This window comes from Nocardia jinanensis (genome assembly GCF_014645735.1).
Taxonomy (GTDB): domain Bacteria; phylum Actinomycetota; class Actinomycetes; order Mycobacteriales; family Mycobacteriaceae; genus Nocardia; species Nocardia jinanensis.
This window is the reverse complement of record NZ_BMMH01000005.1, coordinates 1-15,340: the sequence shown is the minus strand read 5'-3', so window position 1 is coordinate 15,340 and position 15,340 is coordinate 1. Positions and strand designations below refer to the sequence as shown.

The window sequence follows — 15,340 nt, the reverse complement described above, 5'->3', positions numbered from 1 at the left end:
CATGGACACTCTGCGAATCGACGGGCGAGTGGTGCTGGTGACCGGCGCGGCGAGCGGGATCGGCCAGGAGATCGCCCGCACCTGCGCGGCCGAGGGCGCCACGGTGCACCTCGCGGACATTTCGGACTCGGTACACGAAGCGGCGCGGAAACTGAACGCGACCGCGCACGTGTGCGACGTGACCGACCCGGACGCGGTCCGCGCACTGGTGGACGGTGTCGTGGCGTCGTCGGGGCGCCTCGACGTCGCGTTCCTGAACGCGGGAATCAACGGCGTACCCTCACTGCTGCAGCCAGGCGGAGCGATCGACGAGCTGTCTTTCGAAGCGTGGCAGCGGGTGCTGAGTGTGAACCTGGACGGCCTGTTCCACTGCCTCCAGCAGAGCGCGCGGGTGATGAAGGCGCAGCGGGCGGGCAGCATCGTCGTCACCGCCTCCACCGCCGGGCTTCGCGCCGAGCCGCGGGTGAGTTATCCGTATGTCGCGTCGAAGGCCGCCGTGGTCGGCCTGGTTCGACAAGCCGCGCTGGAGCTGGCGCGGTTCGGGGTGCGCGTCAATGCCCTTGCCCCGGGTCCGGTGGTCACGAAAATCGGTGGTTCGGCGCCCCGCCCCGAGTCCAGCGTGGCCGCGTGGGAGAACTCCATCCCGATGCGACGTTGGGGCCGGCCCGATGACATCGTCGGTCTCGCGCTCCTACTCGCTTCGGATGCGTCATCCTGGATGACCGGCAGCATCCACGTCGCCGACGGCGGAGCCACCGCCCTGACCCAGGCCTCGAGCGAAGAGCTTCCCGGTTTCGAATAGTCCGCTGGACTGCAGCCGGATGTTGTGCCCGTAGTTGCCGCACTGCCGCCGACCTCGCCACCGCGGCAGGTGGGAACCACCCCGGCGTTCCTGCTGGTGGCGTGGACACGGGTGCGGGGCAACAAGGGTGCACGGACCTCTGGGGTCGATGGGGTCGCACCGCGATCACTCGGCTCGGAGGCTACGGGGCTGCTGAAATATCCTCGGCAGGAGGTGAAGACGGGCAGGTTCGTTCCGGCCGCCTGGCCACCGGAGCGGTCCCGAGAACTCGGGCAGTGGTTGCCGGCCTTGGTGCCGGGCACCGCATTTCCTCTGGTCCGAACTCGGTGGCTCGTGGTCGTTGTGCGTGCCGGGTCGGGGTCTGTTCGAATGTCAGGTCCCCGGCGTCCCGAGTGTCGGGTTTGTCGTGCCGCGCGAATCGCCGTAACGATCGGTATCCGTCGTCACCGACCGGGATACGAAGGTCCCCAACGTCGGCTACCCGGAGTGGTCTCATGCGTACTGATCAAGGGGTCTTCGGCCGCGAGAGCTTCTAGAATGTGCGCCGTATTGGCACAGAATCGAATCAAGCGCTCGGCGCGGTGGCCGGTGGTCGCTATGGTCGCGAAGATGGTGGCGCCGCCGTCGGTCTGCCGGTCGAAGTGCAACGACCTTATGTACAGACCTTGACGGTGCATGATGCTGACAACCCGGAGCAGAGCGTCATGGTCCGCGGTATCGGCGAGCCGGAAACGTAGATGATGTTCGTCGACCTCGGTTGCGCATTGCTCAGTCATCGGCGGCGGTTTCCCGGCCGGTACGCAGGACGATGATTTCCCCGTCGTGGTACAGCTGCCGTATGCGCTTCTTGTCGTACTTGCCGACTGAGGTCTTGGGGACGGTGTCGGTAATCGCCCATGTATCGGGCAGTTGCCATTTGGCCAGAGCGCCCGAAAGGTGTTCGCGTAGTTCGGCGCAGCTCGCGGTGATACCGGGGTGGAACGCGACCATGACCAGCGGTCGCTCCTGCCAGCGGTCGTCGGGGATGCCGATGGCGGCGGCTTCCCGCACGGCGGGGTGGGCGACGACGAGTGATTCCAGTTCGACGGAGGAAATCCATTCGCCGCCGGATTTGATGATGTCCTTCGCGCGGTCGGTCAAGGCGATATAACCGAGTTCGTCGATGGTGCCGATATCTCCGGTTCGCAGCCAGCCGTTGTGGAGGGCATCGGAGTGATCGATGCCGTGGTAGCCCGCGGTGACATACGGGCCGCGGACCTCGATTTCCCCGGCAGATCGGCCATCACGGGGCAGCTCGGTGCCGTCGTCGGCGACCACGCGCGCTTCGATCGATCCGAGCAGGCGGCCTTGTTTGGCGCGGAACCCCCAGTGCCGCGGATCGGATTCTTCGACAGGTGGCCAGCCGACGAGTGCGACGGGGGAGGTTTCGGTCATTCCCCACGCCTGGAGCATCAGCACACCCGTGGTCGCGGCCATATCCTGCTGGAGGCTCACCGGTACCGGTGCGCCGCCGCCTACCAGGAGCCGCAGTGAGGACAGGTCGCCGCCGTGGGTGCGGATCCGGCCGAGCACATCGCTCCAGATGGTCGGTACGGCGGCGGTGACTGTCGGGCGGGCTGTTTCGATGAGCCGGACGAGTTCTTCGGGGCGCATGAAGCGGTCGGGCAGGATCAGATCGGCTCCCACGAGCATCGCCGCGTAAGGGAGGCCCCAGGCGTTGGCGTGGAACATCGGGACCACGGGCATCACCCGGTCGCGCGTCGTAATGCCGAAGGCATCGCCCATGGCGCATGCCATCGAGTGCAAATATACCGAACGATGGCTGTAGACAACACCTTTCGGGTCGCCGGTAGTGCCGCTCGTGTAGCACATCGCGGCAGCGTCGTCCTCGTTCACCGTCGGCCAATCGAACGATGCCTCGGCCTCTGCCAGCAGTTTCTCGTACAGGTGGACGCGGAAGTGGAAGCCCTCCAACGGCCGGAGTGTCTCTTCGCTGCCGGAACCGGAGACGATCACGTGCTCGATGGTGCTCAGCTCAGCGCAGAGTGGCGCAAGCCGGTCCACCAGCGCGGCGTCGACGAGCAGTACGCGGTCCTCGGCGTGTCCTATAACGAACAGCAGTTGCGGTTCGGACAACCGAATATTCAAGGTGTGCAGGACCGCCCCCATGGCCGGTATCGCGGCATAGGCCTCGAGATGTTCGGTGTTGTTCCACTGGAAGGTGCCCACACGCTGGTCGCCATCAATGCCCAGCGCACGCAGCGCGTTCGCCAGACGGGCGCTGCGCACACCGAGGTCGGCGAACGTCGACGTGCGCGTGCCGGTAGCGGTCGCGGTCACGACCCGCGCCGTGGGATGTGTGGTGACGGCGTGCCGGAGCAACCGGGCCACGGTCAGCGGCACCTGTTGCATGGTGCTCTTCATCGGGGTCTTGTCCTTCGTCGCGTTCTCGTTCGCATGGGTCAGATACGGACAGTGACGGTTTTCAGCTGGGTGTAGTGCCGCAGCGCCTCGAACCCCTTTTCCCGTCCGAAACCGCTGGACTTGAATCCCCCGAAGGGCGTCTCGATACCACCGGCGAAGTACTCGTTGACATAGACCTGTCCCGAGTCCAGCGCCGCGGCGACACGGTGTGCTCGGCTCAGGTCGGTGGTCCACACGCCGGCGGCGAGACCGTAGCGCGTGTCGTTCGCGATGCGGATCGCTTCGTCTTCGTCGTGGAAACGGATGGCGCACAGTACGGGACCGAAAATCTCTTCCTGGGCGATCCGCATGTTGTTGTCGACGTCGGCGAAGATGGTGGGTTCGACGAAGTTTCCCGACCGCAGCGCGGGATCTGCCGGTACTCCACCGCCCACGATCAGCCGCGCTCCTTCCTCGAGCCCGAGTTTCAGGTATCCGGTGACTTTCTCGAACTGTGCTCTGGTGGCCAGTGGACCGATATCGGGATCGTCCAATCCGCGGCTCACCGTGGCCGAGCGGGCCCGGTCGACAAGGAGTTCGAGGACATCGTCGTAGATGTCGGTATGGATCAGCAGGCGGGTGCCCGCCGAGCAGACCTGCCCCGATTTGATGGTGAAAGCGGTCCAGGAACTGCGTGCGACGGCGTCGAGGTCGGCATCGGGAAAGACGATATTCGCCGATTTCCCACCGAGTTCCAGGGTGAGTGGAATCACACGATCGGATGCCGTGCGCATGATGAGGGAACCGGTGTCGACCGAACCGGTGAAGGCGATCTTGCGCACGAGTGGATGCTCGACGAGCGCGGCGCCCGCTTCCTCACCGAAGCCGGTGACGACATTGAGTACACCGGGCGGAAGGCCGCAGTCGGTGGCGATCCGCGCGAGCTCGAGGGTGGTCAGCGGGGTGTCTTCGGCGGGTTTGACCACGCCCACGTTTCCGGCGGCGAGTGCGGGGGCGAGGCCGCGCGCGGCCTGTTGCAGTGGTGCGTTCCACGGGAGGACGAAGGCCACCACTCCGTAGGGCTCGTGCCGGGTGTAGGAGAGGTAGTCCGGGCCCAGGGGGATCGTTTCGCCCATCAGTTTGTCGGCACCGCCGCCGTAGAACTCGAAGTAGCGGGCGGCGACCTCCACATCGCCGCGGGCCTGGCCGAGGGCTTGGCCGTTGTCGAGAGTCTCGAGACGGGCGAGTTCGTCGGCGTGTTCCCGGATGGCCGCGGCGATCGCGAGAAGGACTCGGCCCCGTGCCGACGGTGTGGTCCGTGCCCAGGCGAGCCGCGCGGTGTCGGCGGCGCGCACGGCCCGGTCGACGTCGGCGGCGGTCGCGCGGGCCACCTCGGCGAGCGCGGCGCCGGTTGCGGGATCGGTGGTGGTGAAGGGCGTACCACCGCCGGCGACGAAATCACCGTCGATGAAGAGGTCGTAGCTGGAGCGCATGAGCATGTCCTTGTCGTGCGGAATGAGGTCGATGGCCGACCTGCTTACTTGAAGGCGAACCCGGCGTAGTTGTCGCGGACGACCTTCTCGACGTGCTTGACGTAATCGTGGAACCCGCCGGCGTAGGGGATGAAGACCCGGGTTCCGTCGTCGCGATTGACGTGCACCATGTAGTTGTCGTGGTGGCGGCGCAGCAAGGGTTCGGCCAAGGACGCGGCATGCGCTGTCCATGTCTCTTCGGCACTGGGTGTCGGTTCGACTCGCTCGTAGCCGCGTTCGGTCATGAACGCGATGAGGGCGCCGACGAAATCGATATGGTGCACGTTGGCGACGTTCATATTGGCCAGTACCGACGGGCTGCCGGGCCCGGTCACCAGGAAGAGATTCGGGAATCCGGTCGTCGTCAAGCCCAGGTAGGTGCGTGGGCCGCGGTGCCAGTTGTCGCTGGGGGAGCGGCCGTTTTCGTCCCGGACGCCTGCTTCGTCCAGTGCGCCGGTGAAGGCATTGAATCCGAGCGCGAACACGATGATGTCCAACTCGATTTCGGCACCACTGGCAAGTTCGATACCGCCGGGGGTGATCCGTGTTATCGGGTCGGCCTTGATATCGACGAGGGAGACATTGTCCCGGTTGAATGTTTCGTAATAACCGGTGTCGATGCACAGTCTGCGTACCCCGATCGGATACTGGTCGGGGACCAGGGCTTCCGCAGTCTGTGGATCGGTGACGATATCGCGGACACGGTCCCGGACGAATTCGGCGACGAGCTCGTTCGTCTCGGGATCAACGGGCTGGTCGGAGAACAGCGACAACAGCGATTGTCCGCCGAAGGCCCACCGCTCCTCCAGCATCTGTAGCTTCTGTTCGTGTGTGTACTGCCGCGAATCACCCCGGCCCGGCGGCAGGATCAGGCCGCCGGGGGTGTCCAGTAATTCTTCCCACACCTGCTCGACTGCCGCGGCCATTCGTTCGTGCTTGCGTTGATCGGCGCTCCGGTTGTAGGCGGGCACCGAATAGTTGGGCGTGCGTTGGAAGACGGTCAGGTGCCCGGCGATCGGCGCGATCGCGGTGATCGCCTGCACCCCGGACGAACCGGTGCCGATGACGCCGATCCGCTTGCCCGCGAGGTCGACGTCTTCATGCGGCCATCGTGATGTCTGATACCACTGCCCGGTGAAGTCGTCCAAGCCCGGGAAGTCGGGTTTCCGCGGCTTGGACAGCTGCCCGGTGGTCATGACGAGGAACCGCGCGGTGAAGGTCTCACCGTGCTCGGTCGTCACTGTGTACCGTTTGGCTTCGTCGTCCCATTGCCCGGATGTCATATAGGTGTTGAACCGGATATGACGGCGGACGTCGTATCGGTCCGCGACGAAATTCAGGTAGGCCAGAATTTCGGGTTGCGCGGCGTAGCGTTCGGTCCAGTGCCATTCTCGATACAGTTCCGGATCGAAGAAATAGCAGTAGTTGGCGCTCTCGATATCGACCCGGGCCCCGGGATAGGCGTTGTGATACCAGACGCCGCCCACGTCCGGGGCGCCTTCCAGACCGAGCACCGAGAGTCCCTGGGAGGCGAAGCGGTGCACAGCGTAGATACCGCCCATACCCGCACCGACGACGATTACGTCGTATACCTGCGCAGGATCGCCGGGTAGGCCGGTCGGGGTCGCATTCGTTTCTGCCACTTGTTCTTTTTCCTTCGTACCGATGGTCCAGGACGCCGGGAGGGTCTGCCGGGGGCCGCTATGTGTTGAGGCCCAGTTCGCCGGCCTTGATCTGCAGGGCGAGGAGTTTGCTGCCATAGCGGGATTGCTGGAAGCCGCCGGCGATGAACCACAGGCGCGAATGGCCGGACGGACGGAAGGTGCCGCGGATCTCACCCTGTTCGTCGAGTCCCCAGACCTCGGTGAGCTGGTCGGCGACGGCGTCGCCGACAATCGGTCGTATGTTGTCGCGCATATTGGGCCAACCGGTCGCGAAGACGACGAGGTCGGCGTCCTCGCTCGTGCCGTCGGAGAAGACGACGCCGGTTTCGGTGTATCGGTCGATCTCACCGTGGCGCAAGCTGATCTTCTTGTCGATGATGAGCTGTGAGCATCCCTTGTCGATGTAGTAACCGCCGCCGCGGGTCAGCGACAGGCCGAACAGTCCCGAGCCGTTGATTCCGTCGGTCAGCTGGAACCCGGCCGCGCGCAGACCGTCGAGGAGATCTTTGTCGATCTCGGCCAGCGCCGCGACGCCCGGCCGGGCCGTCTCCAGGTAGAGGTTCCACGGCATGGACAGTGCGATGAGGTCGGCGTCCTCCACCGGGGGGCTGGACTCGCTATAGAGCGCTTCGTGCATCGCGGGTACTCCGTACCGGGAAGAGACGACGTAGGTCGGGCCGCGCTGGACCATCGTCACGTGCGCACCCTGCTCGTAGGCGTCCTGAGCGACATCGTGCGCGCTGGCTCCGGTACCGACGACGACGACATTCTTCCCCTCGAGGTCGCGGCCGCCGTGGTGTTGGCTGGAGTGGATCGTCTCACCCCGGAACGCTTCGGCACCGGGGTAGGTGGGGATCGTGGGGTCGCCGGCGAAGGCGCCGGTGGCGAAGACGAGGTGGCGCGGGTGCAAGATGCGTTCGGCGCCGTTACGGTTCACCCGCAGATTCCATCGGCCCGCGTCTTCGTCGTAGTCCGTCTGGACGGCCTCGGTACCGGTCCACGCGTTGAGCTGCAGAATCCAGGCGTAGGCCTCGAACCAGTCGGCGATCAGCTCTTTCGGTGCGAACACCGGCCAGTTGTCGGGGTAGGGCAGGTAGGGCATCTGGCCGTACCACTTGGTGTCGTGCAGGGACAGATTGTTGTAGCGCAGCCGCCAGACATCGCCCAGGCGGGCCGATTTCTCCACGAGAAGTGTGGAGACGCCCAGGTGGCCGAGTCGCGCGGCGGTGGTCAGGCCGGCATGACCGGCGCCGACGATCACCACATCCGGGTCACCGTCGGTGAACTCTATCTGACGGGCGCGTTTCTCGGGCCAGGTCTCGCGCGCCTGCACCGGACCGTTGTGGGATTCGGCGGCGGCATCGTGCACCGATGTGCGGCGTTCTTCGTGGCCGATGAGTTCTTCGACCTTGGTGAGCAGGGTCCACGCTTTGTGGACGCCGTCTTCGTGCATCAGCCGGACAATGCCGCGGCCGCGGGCTATTGCGGTGGCGAAAGTGTAGAAGGCTGTGATCACGCCATCGGTGGCGTCGACGGGGATCGACGGATCCAGAGCAAAATCGGTGAAGCCCGTCGATGCCAGCCGGTCGCCGAACTCCGTGCGGATCTCTTCGAAGCCGCGTGCGGTTCGCAGATCCCAGCCGACTGCCAGGATGTCGCGCCACCAGCAGTCCGCGACGAACAGCGTCTCCAGTGGCGGTTGAGCGCCGGCCGTGAGCGCCGACTGGAACTCCGCCAACCAGTTGCGCGCCACCTGTGCCGGGTCGGCCGTCGGCTCGGAGAGGACGGTCTCCGCATCCTGCTCGATGTTCACGGTGGCGGTCTCGCTCATCCCATGACCTCAACAATCTCGCTCGTCGGCGCCGCGACGAATCCGAACCTATCGGTCGGTCCGCACAGTGGCACGTCGTTCCGGTGATGCGAGTCACAGACTACAGCGCCGTGGCGTGGCGTTGTCAACCCCGGCGTTGCCGACCATGTTGCCCGAGGGGATCCACTGTTGACATCGATCGGAAAGTGGGTCAGATTATGACGCGGATCACTTGGCACGACGTTCCGCACTGCGGAACGTATCGGAGATAGTTGCTCGTCGAGTTGATCATCGGTGGACCGACAGGAGTATCTATGCGCATCAGAATCAACAGGGAGCACTGCCAGGGGCACACGATGTGCGCCATGGTGGCCCCTGATCTGTTCAATCTCGATGACGAGGACGGTCACGCGTACGTCGACTCGCCCGATGTTCCGGTGGCTCTGCGGGACAAGGCGCGGCAAGGCGCCTCCGCATGCCCGGAGCGCGCGATCACCGTGGAGGAATGAGAAATGAGCAATGTGCAACCGGCCGGCTCCGCGGAGACCCGCGAAAGCGTCGACTTCGATATCCACGCCCCGGAATACGCCGAGCGGACGACCGGATACGAGGCGCAGGTCAGGTCGAAGTGCCCGGTGGCGTGGACGGAGAGCTACGGCGGCCATTGGCTGATCAGTGGCCATCACGCGGTCGGCGCCGGGCTCCGTGATCGCAACCGTTTCACGGCGGAGAAATATATCGACGAGAACGGTCAGCTCAAAGGCGGTATCACCATCCCGACAGCGGAGGGCTACCGTGCGCTGCCCAACGAATCCGACCCGCCCGAATGGGACGGATATCGCAAATTGGTGAGCCGTCCGTTCTCCCCATTGGCCGTGGACGAGCGCCGTGACCGGATCGCCGAGTTCGCCGATGAAGTCATCGACCATATGATCGAGGCCGGAGAAGCCGACTTCGTCATGCAGGTCGGCAGTCCCGTCACCGCGCTCATCACCCTCGACATCCTGGGTCTGCCGCTGGCGGACTGGCGGTTCTATGCCGAGCGCATCCATCAGACGTTCTCGGGTGTTCCGGGCGGCGGCGAGTCGGAGGCGGGGATTCCCGGGATCCAGAAGCGTTTGAGCGAGACGATCGCCGCCCGCCGTGCGCAACCGGAAACCGGGGTGCTCGACGATCTCATCGCCTCCGATATCGATGGTCGCCCGACCACCGACGAAGAGGTCAAAGACCTCATCTACGACATCCTCGTCGGTGGGTTCGACACCACCGCCGGGCTCATGGCCGGGGCACTGAGGTATCTCCAGGACAAGCCGGAGATCAAGGCGCGCCTCGTCGACGACACCGATTTCCTGCGCACCGCGACCGAGGAGTTCCTGCGCTGGGTCAGCCCGGCGGTCGGGCTGGCCAAATCCGCGACACAGGATTTCGAGCTCGAGGGACAGTCGATCAAAGCCGGCGACAAGATGTGGTTCATGTATCGGGCCGCGAACTGGGACCCGGCCGAGTTCGACGATCCCGCCGAACCCGACCTCGAGCGCTCGCCGAATCGCCACTACGCGTTCGGCGCGGGCATCCACCGCTGCCTGGGATCGAATCTGGCACGCGCCATCTTCCAGACCGTGGTGCCCAGATTCCTCGAGCGGATCCCGGATTACACCGTCGACGCGGACAACACCCACAACTACGCCTTCGCCTGTGTGAACGCCGGGTTCTCCGAGCTGAGGATCCGCTATACGCCGGGTCGCAAGGTGCGCAGCGAACGGATCCTGGAGGCGCTGTGACCTTCGTTATCGCGCAGGGCTGCTGTAGTGACGCCGCGTGCGTGAGCGCATGTCCGGTCGACTGCATCCGGCCACGGCCCGATGATCCGGAGTTCATGTCCGCTGAACAGCTCTACATCGACCCCGATTCCTGTATCGACTGCGCGGCATGTATGACCGAATGCCCGGTGGGAGCCGTCTACGACGAGAACGATATGCCCCGAGACCTCGAGGTGTTCCGGGAGATCAACGCGGAGTATTTCGCCGAGAACCCGCTCGAGGTCGTCGAGGACGCGCGGACCGTGCGGCGCCGCCTGTCCGGAGATCGTCCGGAGTTGCGGGTTGCCGTGGTCGGTTCGGGCCCGTCGGGCTGCTATACCGTGGACCAACTGAGCCGGATCCCCGGAGTGCGGGTCACCTTGATCGACCGCCTGCCCACGCCGTACGGATTGGTGCGGGCCGGTGTCGCGCCCGACCATCTGGCGACCAAGGACACCGCCAAGGTGTTCGCCAAGGTGATTCGACGACCGAATGTGCATTGCCTGTTCAATGTCGAGGTAGGCGTGCACGTGTCGATCGGCGAACTGCTCGGCGCCCATCACGCGGTCGTCATGGCGACCGGGGCGGACGAGGCGCGGACTCTGGGCATACCCGGGGAGGAATTGGCGGGTGTGCATTCGGCCCGCGATTTCGTCGCCTGGTACAACGGGCACCCCGACCACGCCGGCCGGCGGTTCGATCTGTCGGGTGAGCGAGTAGTGATCATCGGCAACGGAAACGTGGCGCTGGACGCGGCCCGGCTGATGGTGACCGATGAACATGCTCTCGAGGCCACGGATATGGCCCGCGACGCGGTGGAAGCGTTGCGGCAGGCCGACGTTCGCGAGGTGGTCATCGCTGCCCGGCGTGGTGTCCTCGACGCGGCCTACACCACACCCGAACTGCTCGCATTGACTCGTATGCCCGGGGTGGAGTTGCTCGCCGAGTCGTCCGAACTCGGTTACGACGCGGACGATCGGCGACTACGACGATCCACTACCCGCCGCAAACTGCATGTGGCCGAGGCCGCGTCGCACACACCGCGCCAGGGTGGTAAACGAATCATTCTGCGCTACAACATGGTTCCGGTTTCGCTCAACGGCAGCGGCCGGGTGGAATCGTTCACCTTCCGGCGGGACCCCACGGTGCCCGACGGGAACGCCGAGCTGGAGACACTGTCCACCGGCCTGGTGCTGCGTGCCATCGGGTACCGGGCCGCGCCCATCGACGGCCTTCCTCTGAATTCGGAAACCGGGACTATCGCGCACCGGGTCGGGCGGATTCACCACTCCTCGCCAGAGGATCCCGAGCTCGGGTTGTACTGCGTCGGCTGGGCCAAGCGCGGCCCGAGCGGGGTGATCGGGACGAATCAAGTCTGCGCCGCCGAAACCGTCGAGGCGGTGCTCGATGACTTCCTCGGCGGCACACTCGGGGAACCGGGTTGCTCGGCGGACGAGTTGGCCGCGGTGATCGCCGCGCGGCAGCCGTCGATCGTCGACCACGGTGCGTGGCTGGCGATCGATGCCGCGGAAAAGCGGCGCGCCGCTGATTCACCGACACGGCCGCGGGAGAAATTCGTGACATTAGCGGAAATGCTGGCCGCGGCGGGCAGGTGATCGACCTTCCCGTCCGCCGGTGCATGGCACTGAAAGGATCTTTTTCTTGACTGTCGACTTCAGCGGAAAGGTAGCCGTCGTCACTGGCGCGGGCGGCGGATTGGGCCGCGCGCACGCGCTCGCGCTGGCCGAACGGGGCGCCCGGGTGGTCGTCAACGACAGGGGCGGCTCCGTCGCGGGCGGAGGTTCCGACGAGGGGCCCGCCGCGGCGGTGGTCGCCGAGATCGAACGCCGCGGCGGAGAAGGAATGGCGAACCGGGCCGATGTCACCGACGTGGATGCGGTAGCCGATATGGTCGCCCGTGCCCTGGACCGGTGGGGGCGCATCGACATCCTGATCAACAACGCGGGAATCCTGCGTGACAAATCGTTCGCCAAAGTGGACCTGGATGATTTCCGCACGGTGATCGATGTCCACCTGATGGGGTCGGTGCACTGCACGAAAGCCGTATGGCCGCATATGGCCGACCAGGGATACGGCCGGATACTGATGACCACCTCCGCGTCGGGTATCTACGGCAACTTCGGCCAGGCGAACTACGGTGCGGCGAAATCGGGGGTAGTCGGACTGATGAACGTGCTCGCGATCGAGGGCGCCCGACGGGATATTCGGGTCAACTCCCTCGCCCCGACCGCCGCGACCCGGATGACCGAAGGGCTCGTCGACGCTGACGCGTTCGCGCGGCTCGCCCCTGAATCGATCTCTCCCGGTGCTCTCTTCTTGGTATCCGATGATGCGCCGACCAAGACTGTTCTCGCTGCGGGCGGCGGGGTGTTCGCGGTCGCGCGTATGACGGAGTCCGCGGGCGTGTACCTGCCCGAGGCGGTTCGCGCGCCGGAGGTGATCGCGCAGCGGTGGGCGGAGATCAGCGATATGACCGACGCCGTCGTCACCGAATCCGCGTTCGACCAGACCGGCCGATACCTGACGATCGCAGACCGGGCGGACGCGGCACCGACTGGAACATCGGAATGAGAAACACCGTCTTCGCCTCCACCGCGCGGTCGCTCGGCCACCCGCACCACACCTGTCGGCAGCGCTGGGCCGAGCATGTGGTGGTGACCGAGTGTGCACGCGGCGGACCGGACGCAGCGGGCCTGTTCGAAGTGTTCCGACCGAGACCGACCCGGAAGTGATGAATATGCCGGCCCCGATACTTTCCCGCCGTGACCTCGAATTCCTCCTCTACGAATGGCTCGATGTCACCGCGCTGTGTGCGCGCGAGCGGTTTGCCGAACACTCCCGCGAAACCTTCGACGCTGTCCTCGACCTCAGTGCCGACCTCGCCGCCGCGCGCTTCCGGTCGCACAACAAGAAATCCGACGCCACCGAGCCGGTGATGCATCCGGATGGCACAGTCGTATTGATCGACGACATCAAAAAGGCCCTCGACGACTTCGCCGCCGCGGGAATGATCGCGGGTCAGTTCGATGAGGATCTCGGCGGCTCGCAGCTGCCCGTGACCATCGCCCGCGCGTCGTTGGCGTGGTTCCAGGCCGCGAACGCGGCGACCACGTCGTATCCGTTCCTGACGATCGCGAATGCCAATCTGCTCGTCGAGTACGGCACCGAGGAACAGATCGAGACCTATGTGCGGCCGATGCTGGCCGGCCGGTACTCCGGCACGATGTGTCTGTCGGAGCCGCAGGCCGGTTCGTCGCTGGCCGATATCACTACCACGGCGCGGCCGGCCGGTGACGGCACCTACCGTGTCACCGGGACGAAGATGTGGATCTCCGGCGGCGATCACGAACTCACCGAGAACATCGTGCACCTGGTGCTTGCGAAGATTCCCGGCGGCGGCCCCGGCGTCGAAGGGATCTCCCTGTTGCTGGTGCCCAAATACTTGCCGGGCGGCGCCCGCAACGATGTCGCGCTGGTCGGCCTGAACCACAAGATGGGCAACCGGGGTACCACCAACACCCTGCTGAACTTCGGTGAGGGCCGCTATAGCCCGACCGGCGAACCCGGCGCCGTGGGATATCTGGTCGGCCGGGAGCACCGTGGGCTGTCCTATATGTTCCACATGATGAACGAGGCCCGCATCGGCGTCGGTGCGCTCGCCACCGCGCTCGGATACACCGGCTACCTGCAGTCGGTCGACTACGCGCGCACACGAACCCAAGGCCGGGCGCTCGGTCCTCGCAACCCCGGCGCCGCCCCGGTGGCACTGATCGAGCACGCTGACGTCAAACGGATGCTGTTGGCCCAGAAAAGCTACGTCCAAGGTGCGCTGGCACTGGTGCTCTACTGTTCACAACTGGTCGACGAACAGAAAACCGCCGCCGACCCCGAGTCGGCGGCGCGGGCACAGCTCCTGCTCGAGGTGCTGACACCGATCGCCAAGAGCTGGCCGTCGCAGTGGTGTCTGCTCGCCAACAGTCTCGCGATCCAGGTACACGGCGGCTACGGCTACACCCGGGAATACGATGTCGAACAGTTCTATCGGGACAATCGGCTCAATCCCATCCACGAAGGCACCCACGGTATTCAAGGTTTGGATCTGCTCGGCCGTAAGGTCGTCGCGAACGACAGCGCGGGCCTGAAGCTACTGCTGGGCATCATGGCTGAAACTCTCGACCAAGCTCGCGCTCGGTCCGGCGAGATCGCCGGATACGCGAAGGAATTACAGGCTTTCGTCGACCGGCTGGGGGAGGTCACCGCGACTCTGTGGTCGGACGGTGATCCAGCTCTCGCGCTGGCGAATTCGTCGGTGTATCTCGAGGCCGCCGGGCACGTCGTGATCGCCTGGATCTGGTTGGAACAGCTGCTCGTCGTGGGTGATCGACGCGGCGACTTCTATAACGGTAAACGCATCGCGGCTCAGTACTTCTTCGCGCACGAGCTCCCGACGGTCGCACCTCGGTTCGACCTGCTCGCCGGACTGGACCGCACCACCCTCGACGCGCACCCCGACTGGTTCTGAGGTCGCGGTGCTGGTCAGGGGATGGGCGCATGAGTGTGCTCGCAGGGGGATTCGGGTCGACGGATCGGCCCCGGTTCTATCGCCGGATGGACTGCCATCGTCCACGGCGGCGTCACTGTCACGTGACTTTTGACCCACAGGAGGAAATACCACACTTATGGCCACGAAGATTACGACCGTCCCGGGCCTGCTGTTGCTCGCGGGCACGGAGCTGGGAACCACTGACTGGTACGAGATCACTCAGGACCGGGTGGACCTCTTCGCCGACGCTACCGACGACCATCAGTGGATTCATGTCGACCCGCGGCGAGCGGCCGCGGAAAGCCGGTTCGGCGGCCCGATCGCGCATGGTTATCTGACGTTGTCACTGCTCAGCGAAATGGTCGGGCGGGTGCTTACCGTCGAGCCGGTTTCGATGGGCGTCAACTACGGCTTGAACAGGGTCCGCTTCCCGGCCCCGGTTCCGGTGGGCTCCCGCATCAGGCTGGCCGCCACGCTCCTGTCGGCCGAACGGGTGTCGGGGGGAGTTCAGGTCGTGGTGGCGGCCATCGTGGAATGCGATCGCGCCGACAAGCCGGTCTGCGTCGCCGAGGCGGTCTACCGCTTCTACGACTGATTCGCCGCCGGGCGGCTCCGGGGATTCATCGGAGCCGCCCGTTATCTCATCTGTACGATGGGCCCCGGTCGGTCGACCGGGGCCCATCGTCGCGGAGGTCAGAGGGCTTTGAGTTCCTCGGTGACCGCGCCGACCGATTTCTTCGCGTCCCCGAACAGCATCGCGGTGTGA

Annotated in this window: 12 protein-coding genes; 8 read left to right on the top strand and 4 right to left on the bottom strand. The window is 65.4% G+C overall.

The features are described 5' to 3' along the window. The first annotated feature begins 1 nt into the window (after window position 1). Both IEY68_RS13470 and IEY68_RS13465 read left to right on the top strand, forming a co-directional pair. On the top strand, window positions 2–802 hold the full coding sequence (locus IEY68_RS13470; RefSeq protein WP_062997967.1) for an SDR family NAD(P)-dependent oxidoreductase: 801 nt from the start codon (window positions 2–4) through the stop codon (window positions 800–802). Window positions 803–1,341: 539 nt separating this feature from the next. Beyond that, a complete protein-coding gene (locus IEY68_RS13465; RefSeq protein ID WP_189094243.1) occupies window positions 1,342–1,539 on the top strand; it encodes a hypothetical protein in 198 nt (65 codons plus the stop codon). A 31-nt stretch (window positions 1,540–1,570) separates the two neighbouring features. On the opposite strand, the gene IEY68_RS13460 is transcribed toward IEY68_RS13465, so the two are convergent. The 4 genes from IEY68_RS13460 to IEY68_RS13445 are packed head-to-tail and all read right to left on the bottom strand — an operon-like array spanning window position 1,571 to window position 8,232. Beyond that, complete coding sequence (locus tag IEY68_RS13460) at window positions 1,571–3,226, bottom strand: fatty acid--CoA ligase (RefSeq protein ID WP_062997969.1); 1,656 nt, start codon at window positions 3,224–3,226, stop codon at window positions 1,571–1,573. A 38-nt stretch (window positions 3,227–3,264) separates the two neighbouring features. Continuing rightward, the gene (locus IEY68_RS13455; protein ID WP_062998103.1) at window positions 3,265–4,698 is read right to left on the bottom strand and encodes an aldehyde dehydrogenase family protein; all 1,434 of its coding nucleotides are present in this window, start codon (window positions 4,696–4,698) and stop codon (window positions 3,265–3,267) included. Between the two features lie 44 nt (window positions 4,699–4,742). Beyond that, window positions 4,743–6,380, bottom strand: a complete 1,638-nt coding sequence (locus IEY68_RS13450) for a flavin-containing monooxygenase (protein WP_062997971.1) — start codon at window positions 6,378–6,380, stop codon at window positions 4,743–4,745. Window positions 6,381–6,438: 58 nt separating this feature from the next. After that, complete coding sequence (locus IEY68_RS13445) at window positions 6,439–8,232, bottom strand: flavin-containing monooxygenase (RefSeq protein ID WP_062997973.1); 1,794 nt, start codon at window positions 8,230–8,232, stop codon at window positions 6,439–6,441. A 293-nt stretch (window positions 8,233–8,525) separates the two neighbouring features. Here IEY68_RS13445 and IEY68_RS13440 point away from each other — a divergent pair, with 293 nt between their 5' ends. The 6 genes from IEY68_RS13440 to IEY68_RS13415 all read left to right on the top strand — a co-directional run bounded on the left by IEY68_RS13440 (window position 8,526) and on the right by IEY68_RS13415 (window position 15,169). Further along, entirely contained in the window at window positions 8,526–8,720 is a 195-nt protein-coding gene (locus IEY68_RS13440) for a ferredoxin (RefSeq protein ID WP_062997975.1), read from the top strand. A gap of 3 nt (window positions 8,721–8,723) precedes the next feature. Beyond that, window positions 8,724–9,992 (top strand): cytochrome P450, encoded by a 1,269-nt coding sequence (locus IEY68_RS13435; RefSeq protein WP_062997978.1) that lies wholly within the window; start codon window positions 8,724–8,726, stop codon window positions 9,990–9,992. Then, window positions 9,989–11,626 (top strand): FAD-dependent oxidoreductase, encoded by a 1,638-nt coding sequence (locus IEY68_RS13430; RefSeq protein ID WP_062997980.1) that lies wholly within the window; start codon window positions 9,989–9,991, stop codon window positions 11,624–11,626. Before IEY68_RS13435 ends, IEY68_RS13430 begins: the two co-directional genes overlap by 4 nt. A gap of 46 nt (window positions 11,627–11,672) precedes the next feature. Further along, window positions 11,673–12,602: an SDR family NAD(P)-dependent oxidoreductase gene (locus IEY68_RS13425; protein ID WP_062997982.1), complete on the top strand. Its 930-nt coding sequence runs from the start codon at window positions 11,673–11,675 to the stop codon at window positions 12,600–12,602. Window positions 12,603–12,768: 166 nt separating this feature from the next. Then, a complete protein-coding gene (locus tag IEY68_RS13420; RefSeq protein ID WP_062998105.1) occupies window positions 12,769–14,553 on the top strand; it encodes an acyl-CoA dehydrogenase in 1,785 nt (594 codons plus the stop codon). Between the two features lie 157 nt (window positions 14,554–14,710). Further along, on the top strand, window positions 14,711–15,169 hold the full coding sequence (locus IEY68_RS13415; protein WP_062997984.1) for a MaoC family dehydratase: 459 nt from the start codon (window positions 14,711–14,713) through the stop codon (window positions 15,167–15,169). Window positions 15,170–15,340: the final 171 nt, after the last annotated feature.

What these genes read in the sequence shown, in the direction of transcription:
- IEY68_RS13470 (WP_062997967.1), top strand. Translation starts at nt 2, where the DNA reads ATGGACACTCTGCGAATCGACGGGCGAGTGGTGCTGGTGACCGGCGCG.
- IEY68_RS13460 (WP_062997969.1), bottom strand. Translation starts at nt 3,226, where the DNA reads ATGAAGAGCACCATGCAACAGGTGCCGCTGACCGTGGCCCGGTTGCTC.
- IEY68_RS13455 (WP_062998103.1), bottom strand. Translation starts at nt 4,698, where the DNA reads ATGCGCTCCAGCTACGACCTCTTCATCGACGGTGATTTCGTCGCCGGC.
- IEY68_RS13445 (WP_062997973.1), bottom strand. Translation starts at nt 8,232, where the DNA reads ATGAGCGAGACCGCCACCGTGAACATCGAGCAGGATGCGGAGACCGTC.
- IEY68_RS13440 (WP_062997975.1), top strand. Translation starts at nt 8,526, where the DNA reads ATGCGCATCAGAATCAACAGGGAGCACTGCCAGGGGCACACGATGTGC.
- IEY68_RS13435 (WP_062997978.1), top strand. Translation starts at nt 8,724, where the DNA reads ATGAGCAATGTGCAACCGGCCGGCTCCGCGGAGACCCGCGAAAGCGTC.
- IEY68_RS13420 (WP_062998105.1), top strand. Translation starts at nt 12,769, where the DNA reads ATGCCGGCCCCGATACTTTCCCGCCGTGACCTCGAATTCCTCCTCTAC.
- IEY68_RS13415 (WP_062997984.1), top strand. Translation starts at nt 14,711, where the DNA reads ATGGCCACGAAGATTACGACCGTCCCGGGCCTGCTGTTGCTCGCGGGC.